The sequence below is a fragment of the Streptomyces sp. RLA012 genome, from assembly GCF_056270325.1.
Genome location: NZ_JBWDPA010000002.1, coordinates 2,265,274 through 2,282,772, shown reverse-complemented (window position 1 = coordinate 2,282,772; position 17,499 = coordinate 2,265,274). Strand labels below are relative to the sequence as shown.

The 17,499-nt window shown below is 71.5% G+C and carries 13 protein-coding genes and 1 pseudogene; 11 read left to right on the top strand and 3 right to left on the bottom strand.

The annotated features are described in order from the left end of the window. Positions 1-232 precede the first annotated feature (232 nt). Positions 233-787: a TetR/AcrR family transcriptional regulator gene (locus tag RV986_RS10715; protein WP_475917161.1), complete on the top strand. Its 555-nt coding sequence runs from the start codon at positions 233-235 to the stop codon at positions 785-787. Here the strand turns inward: RV986_RS10715 and RV986_RS10710 are convergent. After that, positions 696-1,211 carry a recombinase family protein gene (locus tag RV986_RS10710; RefSeq protein WP_475917160.1) on the bottom strand — a complete coding sequence of 172 codons (516 nt, stop codon included), beginning with the start codon at positions 1,209-1,211 and terminating at the stop codon, positions 696-698. The two genes, RV986_RS10715 and RV986_RS10710, sit on opposite strands and share 92 nt — an antisense overlap. Between RV986_RS10710 and RV986_RS10705 the strand changes: the two are divergent. Beyond that, a pseudogene (locus tag RV986_RS10705) lies at positions 1,195-2,464 on the top strand (NCS1 family nucleobase:cation symporter-1); the annotation flags it as partial. The gene RV986_RS10710 and the pseudogene RV986_RS10705 overlap by 17 nt on opposite strands. Here RV986_RS10705 and RV986_RS10700 read toward each other — a convergent pair. Beyond that, entirely contained in the window at positions 2,412-3,080 is a 669-nt protein-coding gene (locus RV986_RS10700) for a hypothetical protein (protein WP_475917159.1), read from the bottom strand. The pseudogene RV986_RS10705 and the gene RV986_RS10700 sit on opposite strands and share 53 nt — an antisense overlap. A gap of 191 nt (positions 3,081-3,271) precedes the next feature. Then, positions 3,272-4,273, bottom strand: a complete 1,002-nt coding sequence (locus RV986_RS10695; protein WP_475917158.1) for a carboxymuconolactone decarboxylase family protein — start codon at positions 4,271-4,273, stop codon at positions 3,272-3,274. 320 nt (positions 4,274-4,593) lie between these two features. On the opposite strand from RV986_RS10695, the gene RV986_RS10690 reads away from it, so the two are divergent. The 9 genes from RV986_RS10690 (at position 4,594) to RV986_RS10650 (ending at position 17,353) form a co-directional block, all read left to right on the top strand. Then, positions 4,594-5,706 carry a sensor histidine kinase gene (locus RV986_RS10690; protein WP_475917157.1) on the top strand — a complete coding sequence of 371 codons (1,113 nt, stop codon included), beginning with the start codon at positions 4,594-4,596 and terminating at the stop codon, positions 5,704-5,706. Continuing rightward, positions 5,703-6,371 carry a response regulator gene (locus tag RV986_RS10685; protein WP_475917156.1) on the top strand — a complete coding sequence of 223 codons (669 nt, stop codon included), beginning with the start codon at positions 5,703-5,705 and terminating at the stop codon, positions 6,369-6,371. Before RV986_RS10690 ends, RV986_RS10685 begins: the two co-directional genes overlap by 4 nt. A 33-nt stretch (positions 6,372-6,404) precedes the next feature. Then, a complete protein-coding gene (locus RV986_RS10680; RefSeq protein ID WP_475917155.1) occupies positions 6,405-7,052 on the top strand; it encodes a DUF4232 domain-containing protein in 648 nt (215 codons plus the stop codon). Between the two features lie 73 nt (positions 7,053-7,125). Then, positions 7,126-8,955 carry a gamma-glutamyltransferase family protein gene (locus RV986_RS10675; RefSeq protein ID WP_475917154.1) on the top strand — a complete coding sequence of 610 codons (1,830 nt, stop codon included), beginning with the start codon at positions 7,126-7,128 and terminating at the stop codon, positions 8,953-8,955. A gap of 124 nt (positions 8,956-9,079) precedes the next feature. Continuing rightward, complete coding sequence (locus RV986_RS10670) at positions 9,080-9,937, top strand: inositol monophosphatase family protein (protein WP_475917153.1); 858 nt, start codon at positions 9,080-9,082, stop codon at positions 9,935-9,937. A gap of 433 nt (positions 9,938-10,370) precedes the next feature. Next, positions 10,371-11,780, top strand: a complete 1,410-nt coding sequence (locus RV986_RS10665) for a phytoene desaturase family protein (RefSeq protein WP_475924246.1) — start codon at positions 10,371-10,373, stop codon at positions 11,778-11,780. A gap of 236 nt (positions 11,781-12,016) precedes the next feature. Beyond that, positions 12,017-13,489, top strand: a complete 1,473-nt coding sequence (locus tag RV986_RS10660; protein WP_475917152.1) for a glycoside hydrolase — start codon at positions 12,017-12,019, stop codon at positions 13,487-13,489. A gap of 128 nt (positions 13,490-13,617) precedes the next feature. Then, on the top strand, positions 13,618-14,127 hold the full coding sequence (locus tag RV986_RS10655) for an O-acetyl-ADP-ribose deacetylase (protein WP_475917151.1): 510 nt from the start codon (positions 13,618-13,620) through the stop codon (positions 14,125-14,127). Positions 14,128-14,317: 190 nt separating this feature from the next. Continuing rightward, on the top strand, positions 14,318-17,353 hold the full coding sequence (locus tag RV986_RS10650) for a SpoIIE family protein phosphatase (RefSeq protein WP_475917150.1): 3,036 nt from the start codon (positions 14,318-14,320) through the stop codon (positions 17,351-17,353). Positions 17,354-17,499 lie beyond the last annotated feature (146 nt).

Here is a 17,499-nt window from a genome sequence, read left to right as displayed (position 1 = left end):
AGGATGGCCTCACCCGCCGCGAATCCCGGGGATCGGGGCGTGCTGCCCGGGTGGCGGGTCTGCTTTGGCGAGGATGGTGCGGGCGCCTGGCGCCGCGCGTCTGCACTCTGGTGGGCGGGACCGGACGGCCGCACCTCTCGGAAGAAGCGGTAGCATCACTACCGAATCCATCGTGCTGCCGAGGCGGGGCAACCACTACCGCCTCGGTGGGTGTCCCGATCAGGAGCCTGGATTGACCGCCACGTCACCGCGTGCACCGCGCAAAGATCAAGTTCGCAACCGGCGGCGGCTGCTCGATGCGGCCCGCCTGGCCTTCGCCGAGCAGGGGCCCGACCTGAGCATCGAGGCCATCGCCCGGACCGCGGGAGTGGGAGCAACCACCTTCTACCGGCACTTCGCGACCAAGGACGACCTTGTCCTCCAGCTGCTGGAGGACTTGGCGCGCGGCGCATGCCAGGTCGCGGAGGAGGCCGCTGCCATCGCCGACGACTGGGAGGCCTTCTGCGCGGTGTTCACCCGCGGGTGCGTACTCGATGACGCGGGGCTGCGGTTGTTCGACGCTCTGTGCAAGACGAGCCCGCAGGCGGCCGAGCGGGGGAGGACTCTCACCGCCTCCTTGATCACCCCGGTCGCCGACCGAGCCCGGCAAAGCGGCCGACTGCGCGGGGACGTCACCGCCGAAGACGTGGCGGCGTTCATGCGCATGGCCGACTCGGCCTCAACTCCCCGGCAGCGTGAGAGCGCGCACGAGGTGATGCTGGCCGGCCTGCGCACCCCGGCCGAGTAGCGGCATCCTGTTCCCGGCCTTCGGCGGAGGCCGCCTGGCGAGCCGGGCTGATTGCCGCCCGGTTCCTCGCTGGTGGTCGACTCCGGCCGACAACTGGGTGGCGTTGGATACGCGCGATGATCGCGGAGATCTGCCGCTTGCTGGATGAGGTGCCCGAGAGGGCGAGGTCTTCGACCGGCTCGCCAACGATCTTGATGCCGTTCCGTTGGGTGTACTGCTCGCAGCTGTAACGCTGTTGCTCGGGGCTCTGCATTTCCTCGCGCTCAGTGCTGAGGCGGATATAGATGATTGCCCGCTGGAGCGACTTGGAACTGGCAGGTACAGCCACGACGGGCACGTCCCCTTCAATGTGGCAGCAATGAAGGCGTGCGAATCTGATTCCGATAGATATATGTGTTCTATCAAGAGCGACATGGGTCGGCATGGCCCACAACACCGCTTCCTGGACCCTGGCCTCCGGCCTGATAGCCGTGGGCATGGACTGGAAGCAGGCCGTGCTCACCATCGCCCTGGCCAACCCGATCGTGCTCCTTCGGTGTCCGCGGCGCCAACCTGCCCGCCGTCGTACGGGCGTTGGTGGCGTGCGGCTGGTCCGGCATCCAGACCTGGATCGGCGGCGAGGCGATCTACTTCCTCGCCGGGAAGCTCTTCGGCGACGGATGGAAGAACGCCTCCGAGGTCGGCGGCCACGCCTGGACCATGTGGCTGCCGTTCGCGCTCTTCTGGGTGCTCCAGGTCGCCATCATCTACCGGGGCATGGAGACGATCCGCCGCTTCGAGAACTGGGCGGCGCCCTTCGTGCTCCTCGGCGCCGGCGTGATGCTGTGGTGGATGAGCGACAAGGCGGGCGGCTTCGGCCCGTTGCTCGACCAGCCCTCCAAGCTCGGCTGGGGCGGGGACTTCTGGAAGCTGTTCTGGCCCTCACTCATGGGCATGATCGGCTTCTGGTCCACGCTGTCGCTGAACATCCCCGACTTCACCCGGTACGGCAAGAGCCAGAAGGCGCAGACCTGGGGCCAGGCGCTCGGTCTGCCCACCACGATGACGCTCTTCGCGTTCCTGTCCGTCATGGTCACCTCGGGTTCGCAGGCCGTGTACGGCGAGGCCATCTGGGATCCGGTCCAGCTGGCCGCCAAGACGGACGACGTCGCCGGCATCCTCTTCGCGCTGGTCACCGTGCTGGTCGCGACCCTGTCCGTGAACATCGCGGCCAACCTGGTCTCGCCGGCCTTCGACTTCTCCGACATCGCACCGCGGAAGATCAACTTCCGCACCGGTGCGCTCGCCACCCGTGTCCTCGGCGTGCTGATCTTCCCCTGGGCGCTGTACTCCGACCCGCAGGGCTACATCTTCACCTGGCTCGGCCTCGTCGGCGGTCTGCTCGGCACGCTCGCGGGCATCCTCATCGCCGACTACTGGATCCTGCGCCGTACCAAGCCCGACCTCGCCGACCTGTACCGCACGGGCGGCCGCTACTGGTACGACGGCGGCTGGAACTGGCGGGCCGTCGTCGCCTTCCTCACTCAAGGGCAAGGACGAGGGCAAGGACGAGGGCAAGAACGAGGGCAAGAACGAGGGCGACAAGGAGAAGGCCGCCGTCCGACGCGCGGATGTCGGGGAACGGTCAGCCCTTCTGGCCGTTCCCCAACGTCGCCGCCGCGTCCTTGGCGGCCTTGATGGCACCCTTGTTGATTTCGTCCGTGCCGGGTGCCTTCTTCGTCTCGAAGTCACTGCCGTTGTAGGTGACGACCACCAGCGCGTTGGACGCGCGGACGATCACCACCCCCTCGCGGGTCTGCTGCTTGTTCTCGGTGGTGAGGTTCACGACGGAGTAGGCCGCGTCGCCCAGGCCGGGTACCGTTCCGCCGCCGCTCTTGTCCGTGACGCGCTCGGTATAGGCCTTCTGTGCCGCTTCGTCCGACCCCTTGATCTCGTACGAGACGTCGAGCCAGCGGTAGTCGAAGCCCTTGAGCGCGTTCCAGGAGCAGGTGCGGCGCACGGTCTTGTCGGTCGACGGGATCTCCTGGCCGGCCGTCTTGGCGCCCGGAACAAGGGAGGTGACCGTCTTCGTCGCCACGCCGGTGCAGGGTGCGGGAGCCGTGGTGTACGTCTTGGTCACCGCCGCCGTCGCCGCTCCCGTGGGAGTCTGCGTGGCCTGCTGGCCCGACTTGTGTTCCTTGGCGGCCGGAGTCGTGGCCGACGAACCGGACGACATGGCCCAGCCCGTACAGGCGAGTACGGCGACCGGCATCAGGCGCGCGGTGAGGGCGAGCGGCAGAGGAAGAGAACGCAAGGCCACTTCTCGTGGGGACGGTGCGGAGAGAGTCCGCACTGCGGACGGGACGCCAGTGTCACATGACTCCCTGTGGGGCGGAAGTGTGAACTCGCTCCGTGCCTGTGTGGTGACTGTCGCTCACCGGTCGGCCGTACACCGCGATCCGCCCCAAAGGAGTGCAAGGTGTCCTCCGGTTCGTCCCCGCCGGGTCACGCGGTCTCCTTCCTCGCGAGGGCGGGCAGCGCGCTCTCGATCCGGTCGACGGCGGCGAACGCGCCGTATGCGACGAGATGCACCAGGCAGTGGTCGGTATGGATGGGTTTACGCCAGGCTGTCACGTCCTCGTCGGTGATCCGGTACGGAGCGAGCGCGGCCAGCAGCGCGAGCCGCGCCCCGGGCCGCGAACGGTCGGGCAACCCGTCCCACGCGAGCGGCGGGTGCGCACCGTCCCACGCCCGGAGGGTCTCCCGTACGAGGATCCGGTCGGCCTCGTCGAGCAGGCCCGCCCCCGCGCCGGCGGCGGTCCGCAGCGCGGCATAGGCCGGGCCGACGGTGGTCCCCCGGGCCCAGTCCGGGCCGGGCCCGGGGGAGTCGAGTAGTTCCAGGCCCGCACCCGGCGCGGCGCGTCGGCGCACCGTAGCGGCGACGGACCGCCCGGCCAGACTCCGCACCGCCCGGAACCGCTGGGCCCCGTAGGGCAGCAGACTCTCGCTGAGCAGCGCCGACACCACGCTGTTGATGAAGTGGAAGGAGAGCGCGGTGCCGATGTAGGCGGGGGCGTGCGGGGCGGGGAAGGGGTAGGGCGTCAGCTCCGGCGCGCCCGGGGTCCGGGTCGCCCTGCCCCACGCCAGCACGCGCGCGTGGCCTTCGTCGGCGGGGGTCTCGCCGCGCGCCACCGTCTCCGCGAGCCGGTGGTCCCCGGTCGCGTGCAGCAGCATCGTGTGCGCGGCCACGCAGAAGGGACACCGGTTGGCGAGGGACACCCCGAGCGCCGCGAGCTCCTTCCCGGTTCGGCCGCCCTCGCCCGCGATCAGTGATTCGCGCATCAACGCCCAGGCGGGGGCCATGATTTCGGGAGCGGAGGAGAGCACGACGAAGGTGGGCGCCCGCTCGATACCGAAGTCGTCGGCGAGTTGGGCGTAGACGGCGGCGGTGGGGCCGGTGGCGGACGTGGGCGGGGGCGGGGTGGTGTAGCGGAAGGGGCTGGGCATGGGGCTCCTCCTGGTGGTGAGAGTTCGTGCGTCGACGGCCACGGGGGCGTTGGGCTGGGCGCCCGGCGCCGTGTCCCGTGTCCCGTGTCCCGTGTCCCGTGTCCCGTGTCCCGGGTGGCGGGTGGCGGGTGGCGGGTGCCGGGTGGCGGGTCACGTCGCAACAGTGGTCCGGAGCAGCCCCGCGGACGTCGTACGCCCGAAGGCAATCCCCGCTACGGCGCACAAGCCGGCGCGCGGCCCGATCTACTCCACCCGGAGTACGCCGGACCCCGTCCACAGGTCTGACGCGGCTGTCCGAACGGCCGTCTATCGTGCCGGACATGACGCTGGACCAGGTGGACCGCAGGCGCCTGGCCGACGTGACCCTCGCGGTCGTGGTCGGCGCCCTCGTCATGGCCGCGGCCGCGTTCGACGACGGCACGACCCCCGTCGACTACGCCCTGATCGCCGTGGGTTCCCTGGTCCTCGCGGGCTACCGCCGGGCCCCGCGCCCCGTACTGGCGGTCAGCACGGCCACCGCGACGGCGTACGTCCTGCACGCACACCCGGGCCCGCTGTCCGCCCTCCCCGTCCTGAGCGCCGTCCACACGGCGGCGCGAGCGGGGCACCGCAAGGTGGCGGCGCTTGCGAGCGCCGTGTACCTCGCGGGGTTCGTCGCCACCGGCCCGACGCGGCACGACATCGTCGAGCGCGCGCTCCTGCTGGCCGGCTGGTTCCTGTGCGCCGTGGTCACGGGCCTCGCCGACCGCAACTGGCAGGCCTATCTGCGCCAGACGGAACAGCGCGCGATGGAGGCGGAACGCACCCGCGAGGAAGCCGCCCTGCGCCGAGCGGGCGAGGAACGGCTGCGGATCGCCCGCGAGTTGCACGACTCGCTCACCCACAGCATCTCGATCGTCAAGCTCCAGGCGGGCGTCGCCGTCCACCTCGCCCGCAAGCGCGGCGAAGAGGTGCCGCCCGCGCTGCTCGCCATCCAGGAGGCGGGCGGCGAGGCCATGCGCGAGCTGCGGGCCACACTGGAGGTGCTGCGCACCGACGAGCCGACCGGCACCCCCGCGCTGCTCGTGGAGCGGGCCCGCGCGGCCGGTCTCGCCGTCGAACTGGCGGTCACCGGCGACGAACACCCGCTCACGGCGACGGTGGACCGCGCCGCGTACCGCATCGTCCAGGAAGCCCTGACGAACGCCGCACGCCACGCGGGCCCCGCCAAGGTGTCCGTGCAACTCACCTACAGGACGGACGAGTTGACGATATCCGTGGACGACGACGGCGAGGCCCGCCCCACCTGCCCGCCCACGTTCGGCATCGGGCTCACCGGCATGCGCGAACGCGTCGCGGCCCTCGGCGGCACCCTGCACGCCGCGCCACGCGCCGAGGGCGGCTTCTCGGTGCGCGCCCAACTGCCGCTGGGCATGGCCGAGGACAGGTCGTGATCAGGGTCGCGCTCATCGACGACCAGGCGCTGATGCGCGCCGGTTTCCGCGCCCTGCTGGACGCGGAGGACGGAATCGAGGTGGTGGGCGAGGCCGCCGACGGGGAGCGGGGTCTCGCGCTGGTGCGCGCGTCGATGCCGGACGTCGCCCTCATCGACGTACAGATGCCGGTGATGTCGGGCATCGAGGCGACCCGCCGCATCGCCGCCGATCCCCGGCTGGCCGCCGTACGCGTCGTCATCCTCACCAACTACGGCCTGGACGAGTACGTCTTCGAGGCTCTGCGGGCGGGCGCCGGCGGCTTTCTGCTCAAGGACACCGAGCCCGCCGACCTGCTGCAGGCCATCGAGGTCGTCGCGCACGGGGAGGCGCTGCTGTCCCCGTCCGTGACACGGACCCTGATCGGCGAGTTCGTGGCCCGGCCCCCGGACCGGGCCACCGCGCCGGGTCTGGAGTGCCTCACACGCCGCGAACGCGAGGTCACCGCGCTCGCGGCGCGGGGGCTGACCAACGAGGAGATCGCCGCGCACATGGTCGTCAGCCCCTTCACCGCCAAGACCCACATCAGCCGGGCGATGACGAAGCTGGGCGCCCGCGACCGGGCCCAACTGGTCGTGTTCGCCTACGAGTCGGGCTTGGTGACGGCGCGGGGGAGCGCGAACTGAGGGGCGGGCGCAGGTGCGGAGAGGTGCGGAGAGGTGCGGAGAGGTGTGGAGGCGGCGGAGGCCACGGAGGTGGTGAAGGCCACGGAGGCCATGGCGGCGGCGTGCGATGATCGCCGGGTGATCGCGAAACGTCCGAGGCCGTCCCGCGCCATCGTCCTCGCCGGTGTGCTGACGCTCGCCGCGAGCGGCTGCGGGTTCTTCACCGAACCGGATCACAGGCCCACGTCCCGGCCCTCGCCCGCCGTCGCGTACCAGCGGGCGGGCGAGTGCCCGCCGTCCGGTGTGCGCGTCGACACCGGACCCGTCGACGGGGCCATGGGGTTGCGGGCCATGACCCTCACCCTCACCAACTGCTCCGAGCGGCCCTACCAGGTGAACGGCTACCCCTCCGTCCGCGTCCTCGACAAGAAGGGCACCCCGCTCACGGGCGTGCGGACCGTCGAGGGGACGGACGAGGTGTTCATGGCGCCGGACGACCCCGGCGCCGAGCCGTTCACCCTCGTCCCCGGCGCGAGCGCGCAGGCAGCCCTCTACTGGCGGATGGCGGCCGAGGAAGGCACGTATCTCCGGATCGTCCCGCAGAAGGGACAACAGGCCCTGAACATACGCCCCCCGCAGCCCCTCGACATCGGCCCCGAGAACGCGCTCGGGACGACGGCCTGGGCGGACTTGGTGCCATAGTCGGGCCCGAGGCTGATCGCTCGGTGCAGCTCCGTACCACTGCCCACGGCTCCGTACAGCGAGGTGACACGGCATGTTCACGACCCGACCGACGCTCCAGGGCACCTTCGGGATGGTGTCCTCCACACACTGGCTCGCCTCGCAGTCGGCGATGGCCGTCCTGGAGGACGGCGGCAACGCGTACGACGCGGCTGTCGCCGCGGGCTTCGTCCTGCACGTCGTCGAGCCGCACCTCAACGGCCCCGCCGGCGAGGTCCCGATCATCCTCGCCCCGGCCGGCGGCGAGGTGCGGGTGCTGTGCGGACAGGGAGTCGCACCCGCCGGAGCGACGATCGCCCACTACAGGGGACTCGGTCTGGATCTCGTACCCGGCACCGGGCCGCTCGCCGCCGCCGTGCCCGGCGCCTTCGACGCGTGGATGCTGCTCCTGCGCGACCACGGAACGAAGTCCCTGGCCGACGTCCTGAAGTACGCCATCGGGTACGCGGCGGACGGGCACCCGCCCGTGGAGCGCGTCGGCGAGACCGTGGAGTCGGTGCGCGAGCTCTTCGAGACGGAGTGGACCTCGTCGGCCGAGGTGTATCTGCCCGGCGGGAGGGCCCCGCGCCCCGGCGAGCTGCTGCGCAACCCCGCCCTCGCCGCGACCTGGCGGCGACTGCTCGCCGAGGTCTCCGGGGAGACCGGCCGCGTGGCGCAGATCGAGGCCGCGCGGCGCGTCTGGCGCTCCGGCTTCATCGCTCAGGCCCTGGTACGGCAGGCACAGCGGCCCACCATGGACACCAGCGGAGAGCGCCACAAGGGCACCCTGACGGCCACCGACCTGGCCTCCTGGTCCGCGGGCTACGAGGCCCCGGCGACGTACGACTGGCGGGGCTGGACCGTGTGCAAGGCGGGCCCCTGGAGTCAGGGCCCGGTCCTTCTGCAGCAGCTCGCCCTGCTTCCGCCGGAGCTGCCGCGGTACGGCTCCGCGGCGTACGTCCATCTGCTCGTCGAGGGCTGCAAGCTGGCGATGGCCGACCGGGAGGCCTGGTACGGGGACGCGGCCGAGGTACCGCTCGACGAACTGCTGTCGGACGCGTACAACGCCGAGCGGCGCTCCCTCATCGGCCACCGGGCCTCGTACGAGCTGCGGCCCGGCAGTCCGGGGGGACACACGCCGAGAATGAGCGGGCACGCGCGCGTGGTGGCCAGCGGGGAGCAGGGCTTCGACGCTCTGGCGGCACCGGGCGCGGGCGAGCCCACCGTCGCCACCCTCGCCGGGGCGGCCGCGGAGCCCGAAGTGGCCCGGGACGGCGGAACCCGGGGCGACACCTGCCACCTGGACGTCGTCGACCGCTGGGGGAACATGGTCGCGGCCACTCCCAGCGGCGGCTGGCTGCAGTCCAACCCGGTCGTCCCCGAGCTGGGCTTCCCGCTCGGCACCCGCCTCCAGATGGCCTGGCTGGACGAGGGACTGCCCGACTCCCTCACACCGGGCCGCCGCCCCCGTACGACGCTGACGCCCTCGCTGGCGCTGCGCGACGGAGTCCCGGTCATGGCGTTCGGAACCCCGGGCGGCGATCAGCAGGACCAGTGGCAGACCCACTTCTTCCTGGCTGTGGCACTGCGCGCCGAGGTACGCGGCGGGCTCGACCTCCAGGGCGCGATCGACGCCCCGAACTGGCACAACGACAGCTTCCCCGGTTCGTTCCACCCGCGCGGCATGCGCCCCGGCAGTCTCACCGTCGAGTCCCGCACGGACGCGGCGGTCGTCGAGGAACTGCGCCGCCGCGGCCACGACGTCCAGGTCGGCGACGCCTGGTCCGAGGGGCGGCTGTGCGCCGTCGCCCGGGACCCGGAGACCGGCGTGCTGTCGGCGGCGGCGAACCCTCGGGGGATGCAGGGGTACGCGGTGGGACGGTGACCCGCGGGCGACGCGAGGGCACCCGAGCGGGTACCGATCCCCACGCCCCGGGAATTCACGGCGATTCCACCTGGAGTGCACCGGACGGGTGGGGATTGTCAGTGACGCGTGCTGTCATGGAGCCATGATCGAAGACATCGAAACCATCGACGAGTTTCTCGCGCACCGCACGTCCGACGTGGAAGAAGCGGTCCGGCAGGCGGCCGCCGCCGAGATCATGCCGCGCTTCCGGCAGTTGGCGGCGGACGAGATCGACGAGAAGAGCGGTCCGCACGACCTGGTCACGGACGCCGACCGCAAGGCCGAGGAGTACCTCACCGAGGCACTCGCCAAGCTGCTGCCCGGCTCGGTCGTGGTCGGCGAGGAGGCGGTGCACGCCAACCCGGCGACATACGAGGCGATCCAGGGCGAGGCCCCGGTCTGGATCGTCGACCCGGTCGACGGCACCCGTCAGTTCGTCCACGGCGACACCGGCTTCTGCACGCTCGTCGCGCTCGCGCTGGGCGGAGTCGTCCGGGCGTCCTGGACCTATGCCCCGGCCCGCGACCAGTTCGCCGTCGCCGTCCGCGGCCGGGGTGCCCGCCTGGACGGTGAGCCGCTGCGCTCGGGTTCGCCCACGCCCGGCCGCGACCTCGAAATAGCCACCTCCCACCCCGACTACACCACGGACGAGCAGAAGCGCGCTCTCCTCGCCCTGTACACCGAGGGCGTCCGGCCGCGTGCCTGCGGCTCGGCGGGGCTGGAGTATCTGGCCGTCGCCCGCGGCGAGTTGGACGCGACGGCCTTCTCCTGGGAAGCGGCCTGGGACCACGCGGCGGGGCTGCTGCTGGTCGAGGAGGCGGGCGGCGCCCACCTCACCCTCGCGGGCGAGCCGTTCCGCATCACCGGAGGCAACGCACTGCCGTTCACGGCGGCCCGGGACGAGGCCACGGCCCGCCGCGTGATGGGACTGCTGACCGCCGGAACGCCGTACGGATCCTGACGGTACCTGGCGCACCGTACGGATCGGATCCTGACGGTGCAGACGGTGCCGACGGGCTGTGGGGGTGTGACGGTGGCGAACGGTCGCCGAGGCGTGACGGTGTTGTACGGACCCTGACACCGCCGTCGCGCGTATGTACGGTCTGGTACCGCTGGTACCGCTGGTACCGCTGGTACCGCTGGTACCGCTGGTACCGCCGGCACCACCGGCGCGCTGTCCGAGCTGGACGGTTTGTCCCGAGGCCCCCGTTCCTGCGGCTCCGGCGGCTCCGGCGCCCGGTGCTGCCGACCGCCGGCGTCTGAGCGAGTGGGTGACCCCGGCCGCCGCGACGCCCCCGGCTACCAACCCCCCGCGCCGCCAAGGCTGTCAGTCCTCCGGCATATCCTGATGTCCAGTGGCCGTCGGCTGACAAAGGAGTCCGAAGGTGCCGTCGATGCTCGATGCGGTCGTAGTGGGTGCGGGGCCGAACGGACTGACGGCTGCCGTGGAGCTGGCCCGCCGGGGCTTCTCCGTGGCCGTGTTCGAGGCACGGGACACCGTGGGCGGCGGCGCCCGCACCGAAGAGCTGACGCTGCCCGGCTTCCGGCACGACCCCTGTTCCGCGGCCCATCCGCTGGGCATCAATTCGCCCGCCTTCCGCAGGATGCCCCTGGAGCGGTACGGCCTGGAGTGGCTGCACGCGAAGCTCCCCATGGCGCACCCGTTCCCCGACGGCACGGCGGCGGTGCTCGCGCGCTCGGTGGCGGAGACGGCGGCCTCGTTCGGCCCCCGCGACGCGGGTGCGTACCGCAGGCTCGTCGCCCCCTTCCTTCCCAAGTGGGACACACTGGCGCAGGACTTCATGTCCCTGCCCCTCACCGCGCTGCCCCGTGACCCGGTCACCCTGGCCCGCTTCGGCCTCGTCGGGCTGCCGCCCTCGACCTGGCTGATGCGCCGCTTCCGCGACGAGCGGGCCCAGGCGCTGTTCGCCGGACTCGTCGCGCACGTCATCGCCCCGCTCGACGGCATCGCCACCGGAGCCGTCGGCCTGGTCTTCGCGCTGGCCGCGCACGCCCGCGGCTGGCCCGTCGCGCGCGGCGGCTCCCAGTCGATCTCCGACGCGCTCACCGCGTACCTCAAGGACCTCGGCGGCACCGTCCACACCGACTACGAGGTCAAGCGTCTCGACGACCTGCCGCCCGCGCGCGCCTATGTCTTCGACACCTCACCCACCGCGCTGTCCCGGATCGCGGGCTTCGGGCGCTACTACGACGACTACCGGTACGGGGCGGCCGTCTTCAAGATCGACTACGCCCTGGACGGGCCGGTCCCCTGGACGGCCGAGGAGGCCCGCACCGCCGGGACCGTCCAGGTGGGCGCGAGTCGCGCCGAGATCGGCACCGCCCTGCGCGCGGCCTCGCGCGAGGGCCGGGCACCGGACGCCCCCTTCCTGATCACGGTGCAGCCCAGCGTCGTCGATCCCTCCCGGGCGCCCGAGGGCAAGCAGGTCTTCTGGGCGTACGGACATGTTCCGAACGGCTGGACGGGGGACCTGACGGACGCCGTCGAGCGGCAGCTGGAGCGGTTCGCGCCCGGCTTCCGCGACCGTGTGCTGGCCCGCGCCACCGCCGGCCCGCGCGAACTCGCCGCACGCAACGCCAACTACGTGGGCGGCGACATCGCCTGCGGCGCCGCCTCCGGACTCCAGCTCCTGCTGCGTCCCAAGCTCTCGCTGTCCCCGTACAGCACTCCGCACCCGGCCGTCTTCATCTGCTCCTCGGCCACCCCGCCGGGCCCCGGCGTGCACGGGATGTCGGGGCACAACGCGGCGAAGGCCGTGTGGCGGCGTCTGCGCCAGTCCTGACCAAGGTCTGACCAGAGGCGGCACCGGGGCCTGACCAGAGGCGGCACCGGGGCCTGGTCGGAGGCGGCACCGGGGTCTGACCGGGGGCGGCACCAGGGCCTGACCGGGGGCGGCGCGGGCCGTCACGTCCGTACCCCGTTTCACAGGGAGAAAGCGCTGTCACGCGTCTCGACAACGTCCCGCCCCGGCCCGATCATGCGATGGGGCCGTGGCATGACCGTGACAGGAGAGTCGACATGATCAAGCGCAGATCGGTGCTGGCCGCGGCGGGTGGTGCCTTGGTCGGCAGTGCGCTGGCCACGGGCACCGCCCGGGCCGACGCGACCATCGGGGTCAATCCCGGTACGACGTACGGAAGCTGGGAGGGCTGGGGCACCTCCCTCGCCTGGTGGGCCAATGTGTTCGGCGCCCGGGACGACTTCGCCGACATCTTCTTCACCACCAAGTCCGTCGCGTACGGCGGCAGGACGCTGCCGGGCCTCGGCCTGAACATCGCCCGCTACAACCTGGGCGCGTCCAGCTGGAACAGCGTGAGCGGCACGAGCATGGTCGCCTCCGCCAACATCCCCGCCTTCAAGCAGATCGAGGGGTTCTGGCAGGACTGGAACAACGAGGACCCCACGTCCTCCGCCTGGGACTGGACGGCCGACGCCAACCAGCGGGCGGCCCTGGTCAAGGCGACCCAGCGCGGCGCGGTCAGCGAGCTGTTCGCCAACTCGCCGATGTGGTGGATGTGCCTCAACCACAACCCGTCCGGCGCGTCGGGCGGCGGCAACAACCTGCAGTCCTGGAACTACCGCCAGCACGCCTCCCATCTGGCCGCGGTGGCCCTGTACGCGAAGAACAACTGGGGCGTGAGCTTCAGCTCCGTCGACGCGTTCAACGAACCCTCCTCCAGTTGGTGGACGGCGACGGGCACCCAGGAGGGCTGCCACATGGACGCCACCGTCCAGGCGGCCGTCCTCCCGTATCTGCGCAGCGAACTCGACAAGCGCGGTCTGACCGGCACCTTGATCTCCGCCTCCGACGAGACCAGTTACGACCTGGCCCGTACCACCTGGAACTCCTTCAGCTCGACCACGAAGGCCCAGGTCAACCGCGTCAACGTGCACGGCTACCAGGGCTCCGGCGGCCGCCGCGACCTCCTCTACACCGATGTCGTCAGCACGGCGGGCAAGCGGCTGTGGAACTCCGAGACCGGCGACTCCGACGCCACCGGACTCACCCTGGCGAGCAACCTATGTCTGGACTTCCGCTGGCTGCACCCGACCGCCTGGGTCTACTGGCAGGTGATGGACGCCAGCACCGGCTGGGCGATGATCGCCTACGACCAGAGCACCCTCCAGCCGACGACCGTCCAGACCAAGTACTACGTGATGGCCCAGTTCAGCCGGCACATCCGTCCCGGCATGACCATCATCGACACCGGTGTCGGATACGCGGCAGCGGCGTACGACGCGAGCGCGAAACGCCTGGTCATCGTGGCCGTCAACTCCGGTGCCGCGCAGAACCTCACCTTCGACCTGTCCAAGTTCAGCCAGGTCGCCGGGGGCAGCGGCGGACTCGTACGACGCTGGAACACCCTCACCTCCGGGAGCGGCGACCTCTACACCGCGCACTCGGACACCTATCTGAGCGGCAAGACGCTGAAGGCGGCCTTCTCCGCCGCGTCCGTACAGACCTTCGAGATCGACGGAGTGGTGATCTAGGGAGTGGTGATCTAAGGAGGGGTGATGTAACGAGGGGTGATGTAACGGTCGGCGGTCGAAGTGGCGGCCGGGGCACAATGCGGTGAAGAGCGAGACCGAAGACCGCATACGGGGAAGCCGAGGCCGTCATGACCACCATCACCCTGGTCCAGGGCGACATCACCCGACAGAGCGCCGACGCGATCGTCAACGCGGCGAACTCCTCGCTGCTCGGCGGGGGAGGAGTGGACGGGGCCATCCACCGCCGTGGCGGCCCCGCCATTCTCGACGACTGCCGCAAGCTCCGCGCCTCCCACTACGGCAAGGGCCTGCCCACGGGCCAGGCCGTCGCCACCACCGCGGGCGAGCTGGACGCACGGTGGGTGATCCACACCGTGGGCCCCGTCTTCAGCCGTGACGAGGACCGCTCGGAACTGCTCGCCTCCTGCTACCGGGAATCGCTGCGCGTGGCCGACCGGCTCGGCGCCCGCACGGTCGCGTTCCCGGCCGTGTCCGCCGGTATCTACGGGTGGCCGATGAACGACGCCGCCCGGGTCGCGGTGGAGACCGTACGGTCCACGGAGACGACGGTCGAGGAGGTCACGTTCGTCCTCTTCGACGAGCGGGCGTACGAGGCGTTCGCCGGGCAACTCCGCTGACCGGACCACGGGCCGGTGCGCCCCGTACGGCCCGAGCGTTCGATGCGGCCGTGCCGGATGCCCGGGCCCGTCCGGTCACCGTGGGTGAGGAATCCCGTGAACCGTGACTCATGCCCGTGATGACCGTATTCTCATGAATATCGGATTGTTTCCGAATTGATGGTTGTCTGAAGCGGGAGTGAGGCGAGGAGTGGCTCGGTCCGGCGTGGAACACAGGCGGATGGGCCGTGCGCCAGGCGGCACAGGGCCCGCCGGTTTCCGTGAGCGTTTTCTGCAGGGTGAGCCGGTGGAGAGAGGCGTGCGGACGCCGATCTTGAATTCGTGGCAGCGCTGCCGGTCCCTGGGCCTGTCGCCGGATCAGGCGGGCCTTCCCTTCCGGGACGACTTCGATCCGGACAGTCGGCTGGTCCGCGCGGCAGGGCCGGTGCTCGACCGGCTGCGGTCCGCGTTGGCGGGCAGCGCGATGAACATCTCCGTCGCGGACGCGAGCGGGACGGTTCTGATGCGTCGCTTCGGAGAGGCGTCCCTGGCCAGAAGCCTCCCGGCGTTCCAGCGGGTCCCGGGGTTCGTGTTCGCCGAGCGGGTCGCCGGTACCAACGGCATCGGTCTCGCTCTGGCGGAGCGGCGACTCATCAGGGTCTACGGTGCCGAGCACTTCGCCGAGCGTTCCCAGGCGAGCGCTTGCCGCGCGATTCCCGTCCGCGACCCTCTCAGCGGGCGCATGGAAGGCGTCCTGTGCCTCGGCTACCCCCGCAGAGCCGAGGATCCGGCGCTCGCCGTCGTGATACGCAAGGCGGCCGAAGCCATCGAGCGGCGGCTGCTGGAGCAGAGTTCGCGGCGTGAGCGGGCTCTGCTGCGGGCCTACCTGGACTGCGCCGCCGATGCCGGCTTCAGCCGGAGCGTCGGGGTGGACGAGCTGGCCCTTGAGCTGCACCCCCGTGACCGGGCGATCCTCACGGAGAAGGCCACCGAGCTGATCTCCGGTGCGCAGCTGGCCGCCGCCGACGTGTTGCTCCCCGACGGCCGGAGGGTGACGCTCGTGAGTCGTCCGATGACGAGCCCCTCCGGGGTGGAGGGCATCGCCATCGAGGCACTCCTGCCCGGCCCCTCGCCGCGACAGCTCCTCTCCGTCCCGAGCTGGTTCGCCGACCCGCTCGGTCGTACCGCCGAGACCGGCGCCATCCCGGTCGTCCCGTCGTCCGGGCACGCTCCCGTCGCCCAGGCATCCGGACATCTTTCCGTCGCCCCGCTGCCGGGGCGGCGCTCCGTCACCCCGCTGCCCGGCCACCTTCCCGAGGCCGCGACCGGCCAGGGCGCCGCGGTGGGCGAAGGTGCCATGACCGCCCGTACTGCCGGGGCTGCCAGGGCTGCCGGGACTGACAGGACTGACGAGACAGACGGGGCTGCCGGGACTGACAGGACTGACGAGACAGACGGGGCTGCCGGGACTGACAGGACTGACAGGACTGGCGGGGCAGGCGGCGCAGGTGGCGCGCCGGGCGACCGCCCCGACTCCCGGCCCCCGGCGCGAGGGCTTGTGCTGGTGGGGGAGCCGCGCGTGGGGACGTACGCCCTGGCCGCGCGCCGCCGTCTGGAGCTGCTGTCGGAGGCCAGCGCCCGTATAGGCACCACCCTGGACCTGCGCCGCACCGCCGAGGAACTCGCCGAGATGGCGGTCCCGCTGCTGGCCGACTTCGTCACGATCGACCTGCCCGAGGCCGTACTGCGCGGCCAGGAGGCCGCCGACCCCTGCAGCGACCTGTGCCGCACGGTGGTGCACGGCATCCGTGACGACCTTCCCTTCACCCCGGTCGGCAAGCGGCTCGAATTCGGCCCGACCACGCCTCAGCTGCGCTGTCTGACCAGCGGGCAGACAGTCCTGGAGCCGGACCTGAAGGCCGCCGCGGGATGGCTCGCCCAGGACCCCGAGCACACCGAGCGGCTGCTGGCCCACGTCCACTCCCTCATAGCGGTCCCCCTGGTCGCCCGTGGTGTCGTGCTGGGCATCGCCAGCTTCTACCGCTCGCGGGATCCCGCCCCCTTCGGGGACGACGACCGCTCGCTGGCCCAGGAGCTCGCCACCCGCGCCGCCCTGTCGATGGACAACGCCCGGCGCTACACACGCGAGCGCACCATGGTCCTGGCCCTGCAGCGCAGCCTGCTCCCGCAGGGTCTGCCCGATCAGGACGCCGTCGACATCGCCCATCGCTACCTGCCCGCCGAATCCGACGTGGGCGGTGACTGGTACGACGTCATTCCCCTGTCCGGCACCCGTATCGGCCTCTTCGTCGGCGACGTGGTCGGCCACGGCATGCTCTCCGCCGCCGTCATGGGCCAGCTGCGCACCGCCGCACGCAGCTTCGCCGAACTCGACTTCCCCCCGGACGAGGTCCTCACCCACCTCGACAACGTCGTGGCACGCCTGGACCGGGAGGAGTCCGGCGCCGACGGCGCCGGCATCATCGGCGCGACCTGCCTGTACGCCGTCTACGACCCGACCTCGCAGCAGTGCTCCCTGGCCCGCGCCGGTCACCCTCCGCCCGCGCTGGTCGATCCCGACGGCACCGTGTCCTTCCCCGACCTGCCCGCCGGGCCCCCGCTCGGCCTCGGCGGCCTGCCCTTCGAATCCGTGGAGATCCACCTTCCCGAGCACAGTCAGCTGATCCTCTACACCGACGGACTCATCGAGGACCGTCGGCGTGACGTCGACGTGGTGCTCGACCAACTGCGCGGCGCCCTGGCCCACCCCGAGCGCACACCCGAGGAGACCTGCCAGGCCGTCCTGGACGCCGTGGCACCCGCCCACCCGAGCGACGACATCGCACTGCTCGTCGCCCGCACCCATGTCCTGGACCCCCACCGGATCGCCACCTGGGACCTGGCCGCCGACCCGGCCCTCGTCGGCGAGGTCCGCGCCGCCGCCCTCCGCCGGCTGGCCGACTGGGGCCTCGACGAGGTCGCGTTCGCCATGGAGCTGGTGCTCAGCGAGCTGGTCACCAACGCCGTCCGCCACGGCGCCGGGCCCATCCGGGTACGGCTGCTGTACGACCGCACCCTGATCTGCGAGGTCTCCGACACCAGCAACACGGCCCCGCACCTGCGCCGGGCGGCCGTCACCGACGAGGGCGGCCGTGGCCTCTTCCTCGTCGCGCAGCTGACACAGGGCTGGGGTACCCGCTACACCTCGGAGGGCAAGGTCATCTGGGCCGAATGCGCGCTGGCCTGACCACGGGAACACGGGGGAGTGCCCTGGCGGCCCACTCACCCGTTGGGGTCACGCAGCAGCGCAAAATGCCTCAAATGCTGTGATTTGACCCGCTAGTATCCCTTATGAACGTCGGGAAGAACTCGCCAGGCCGACCTCCGGGAGAT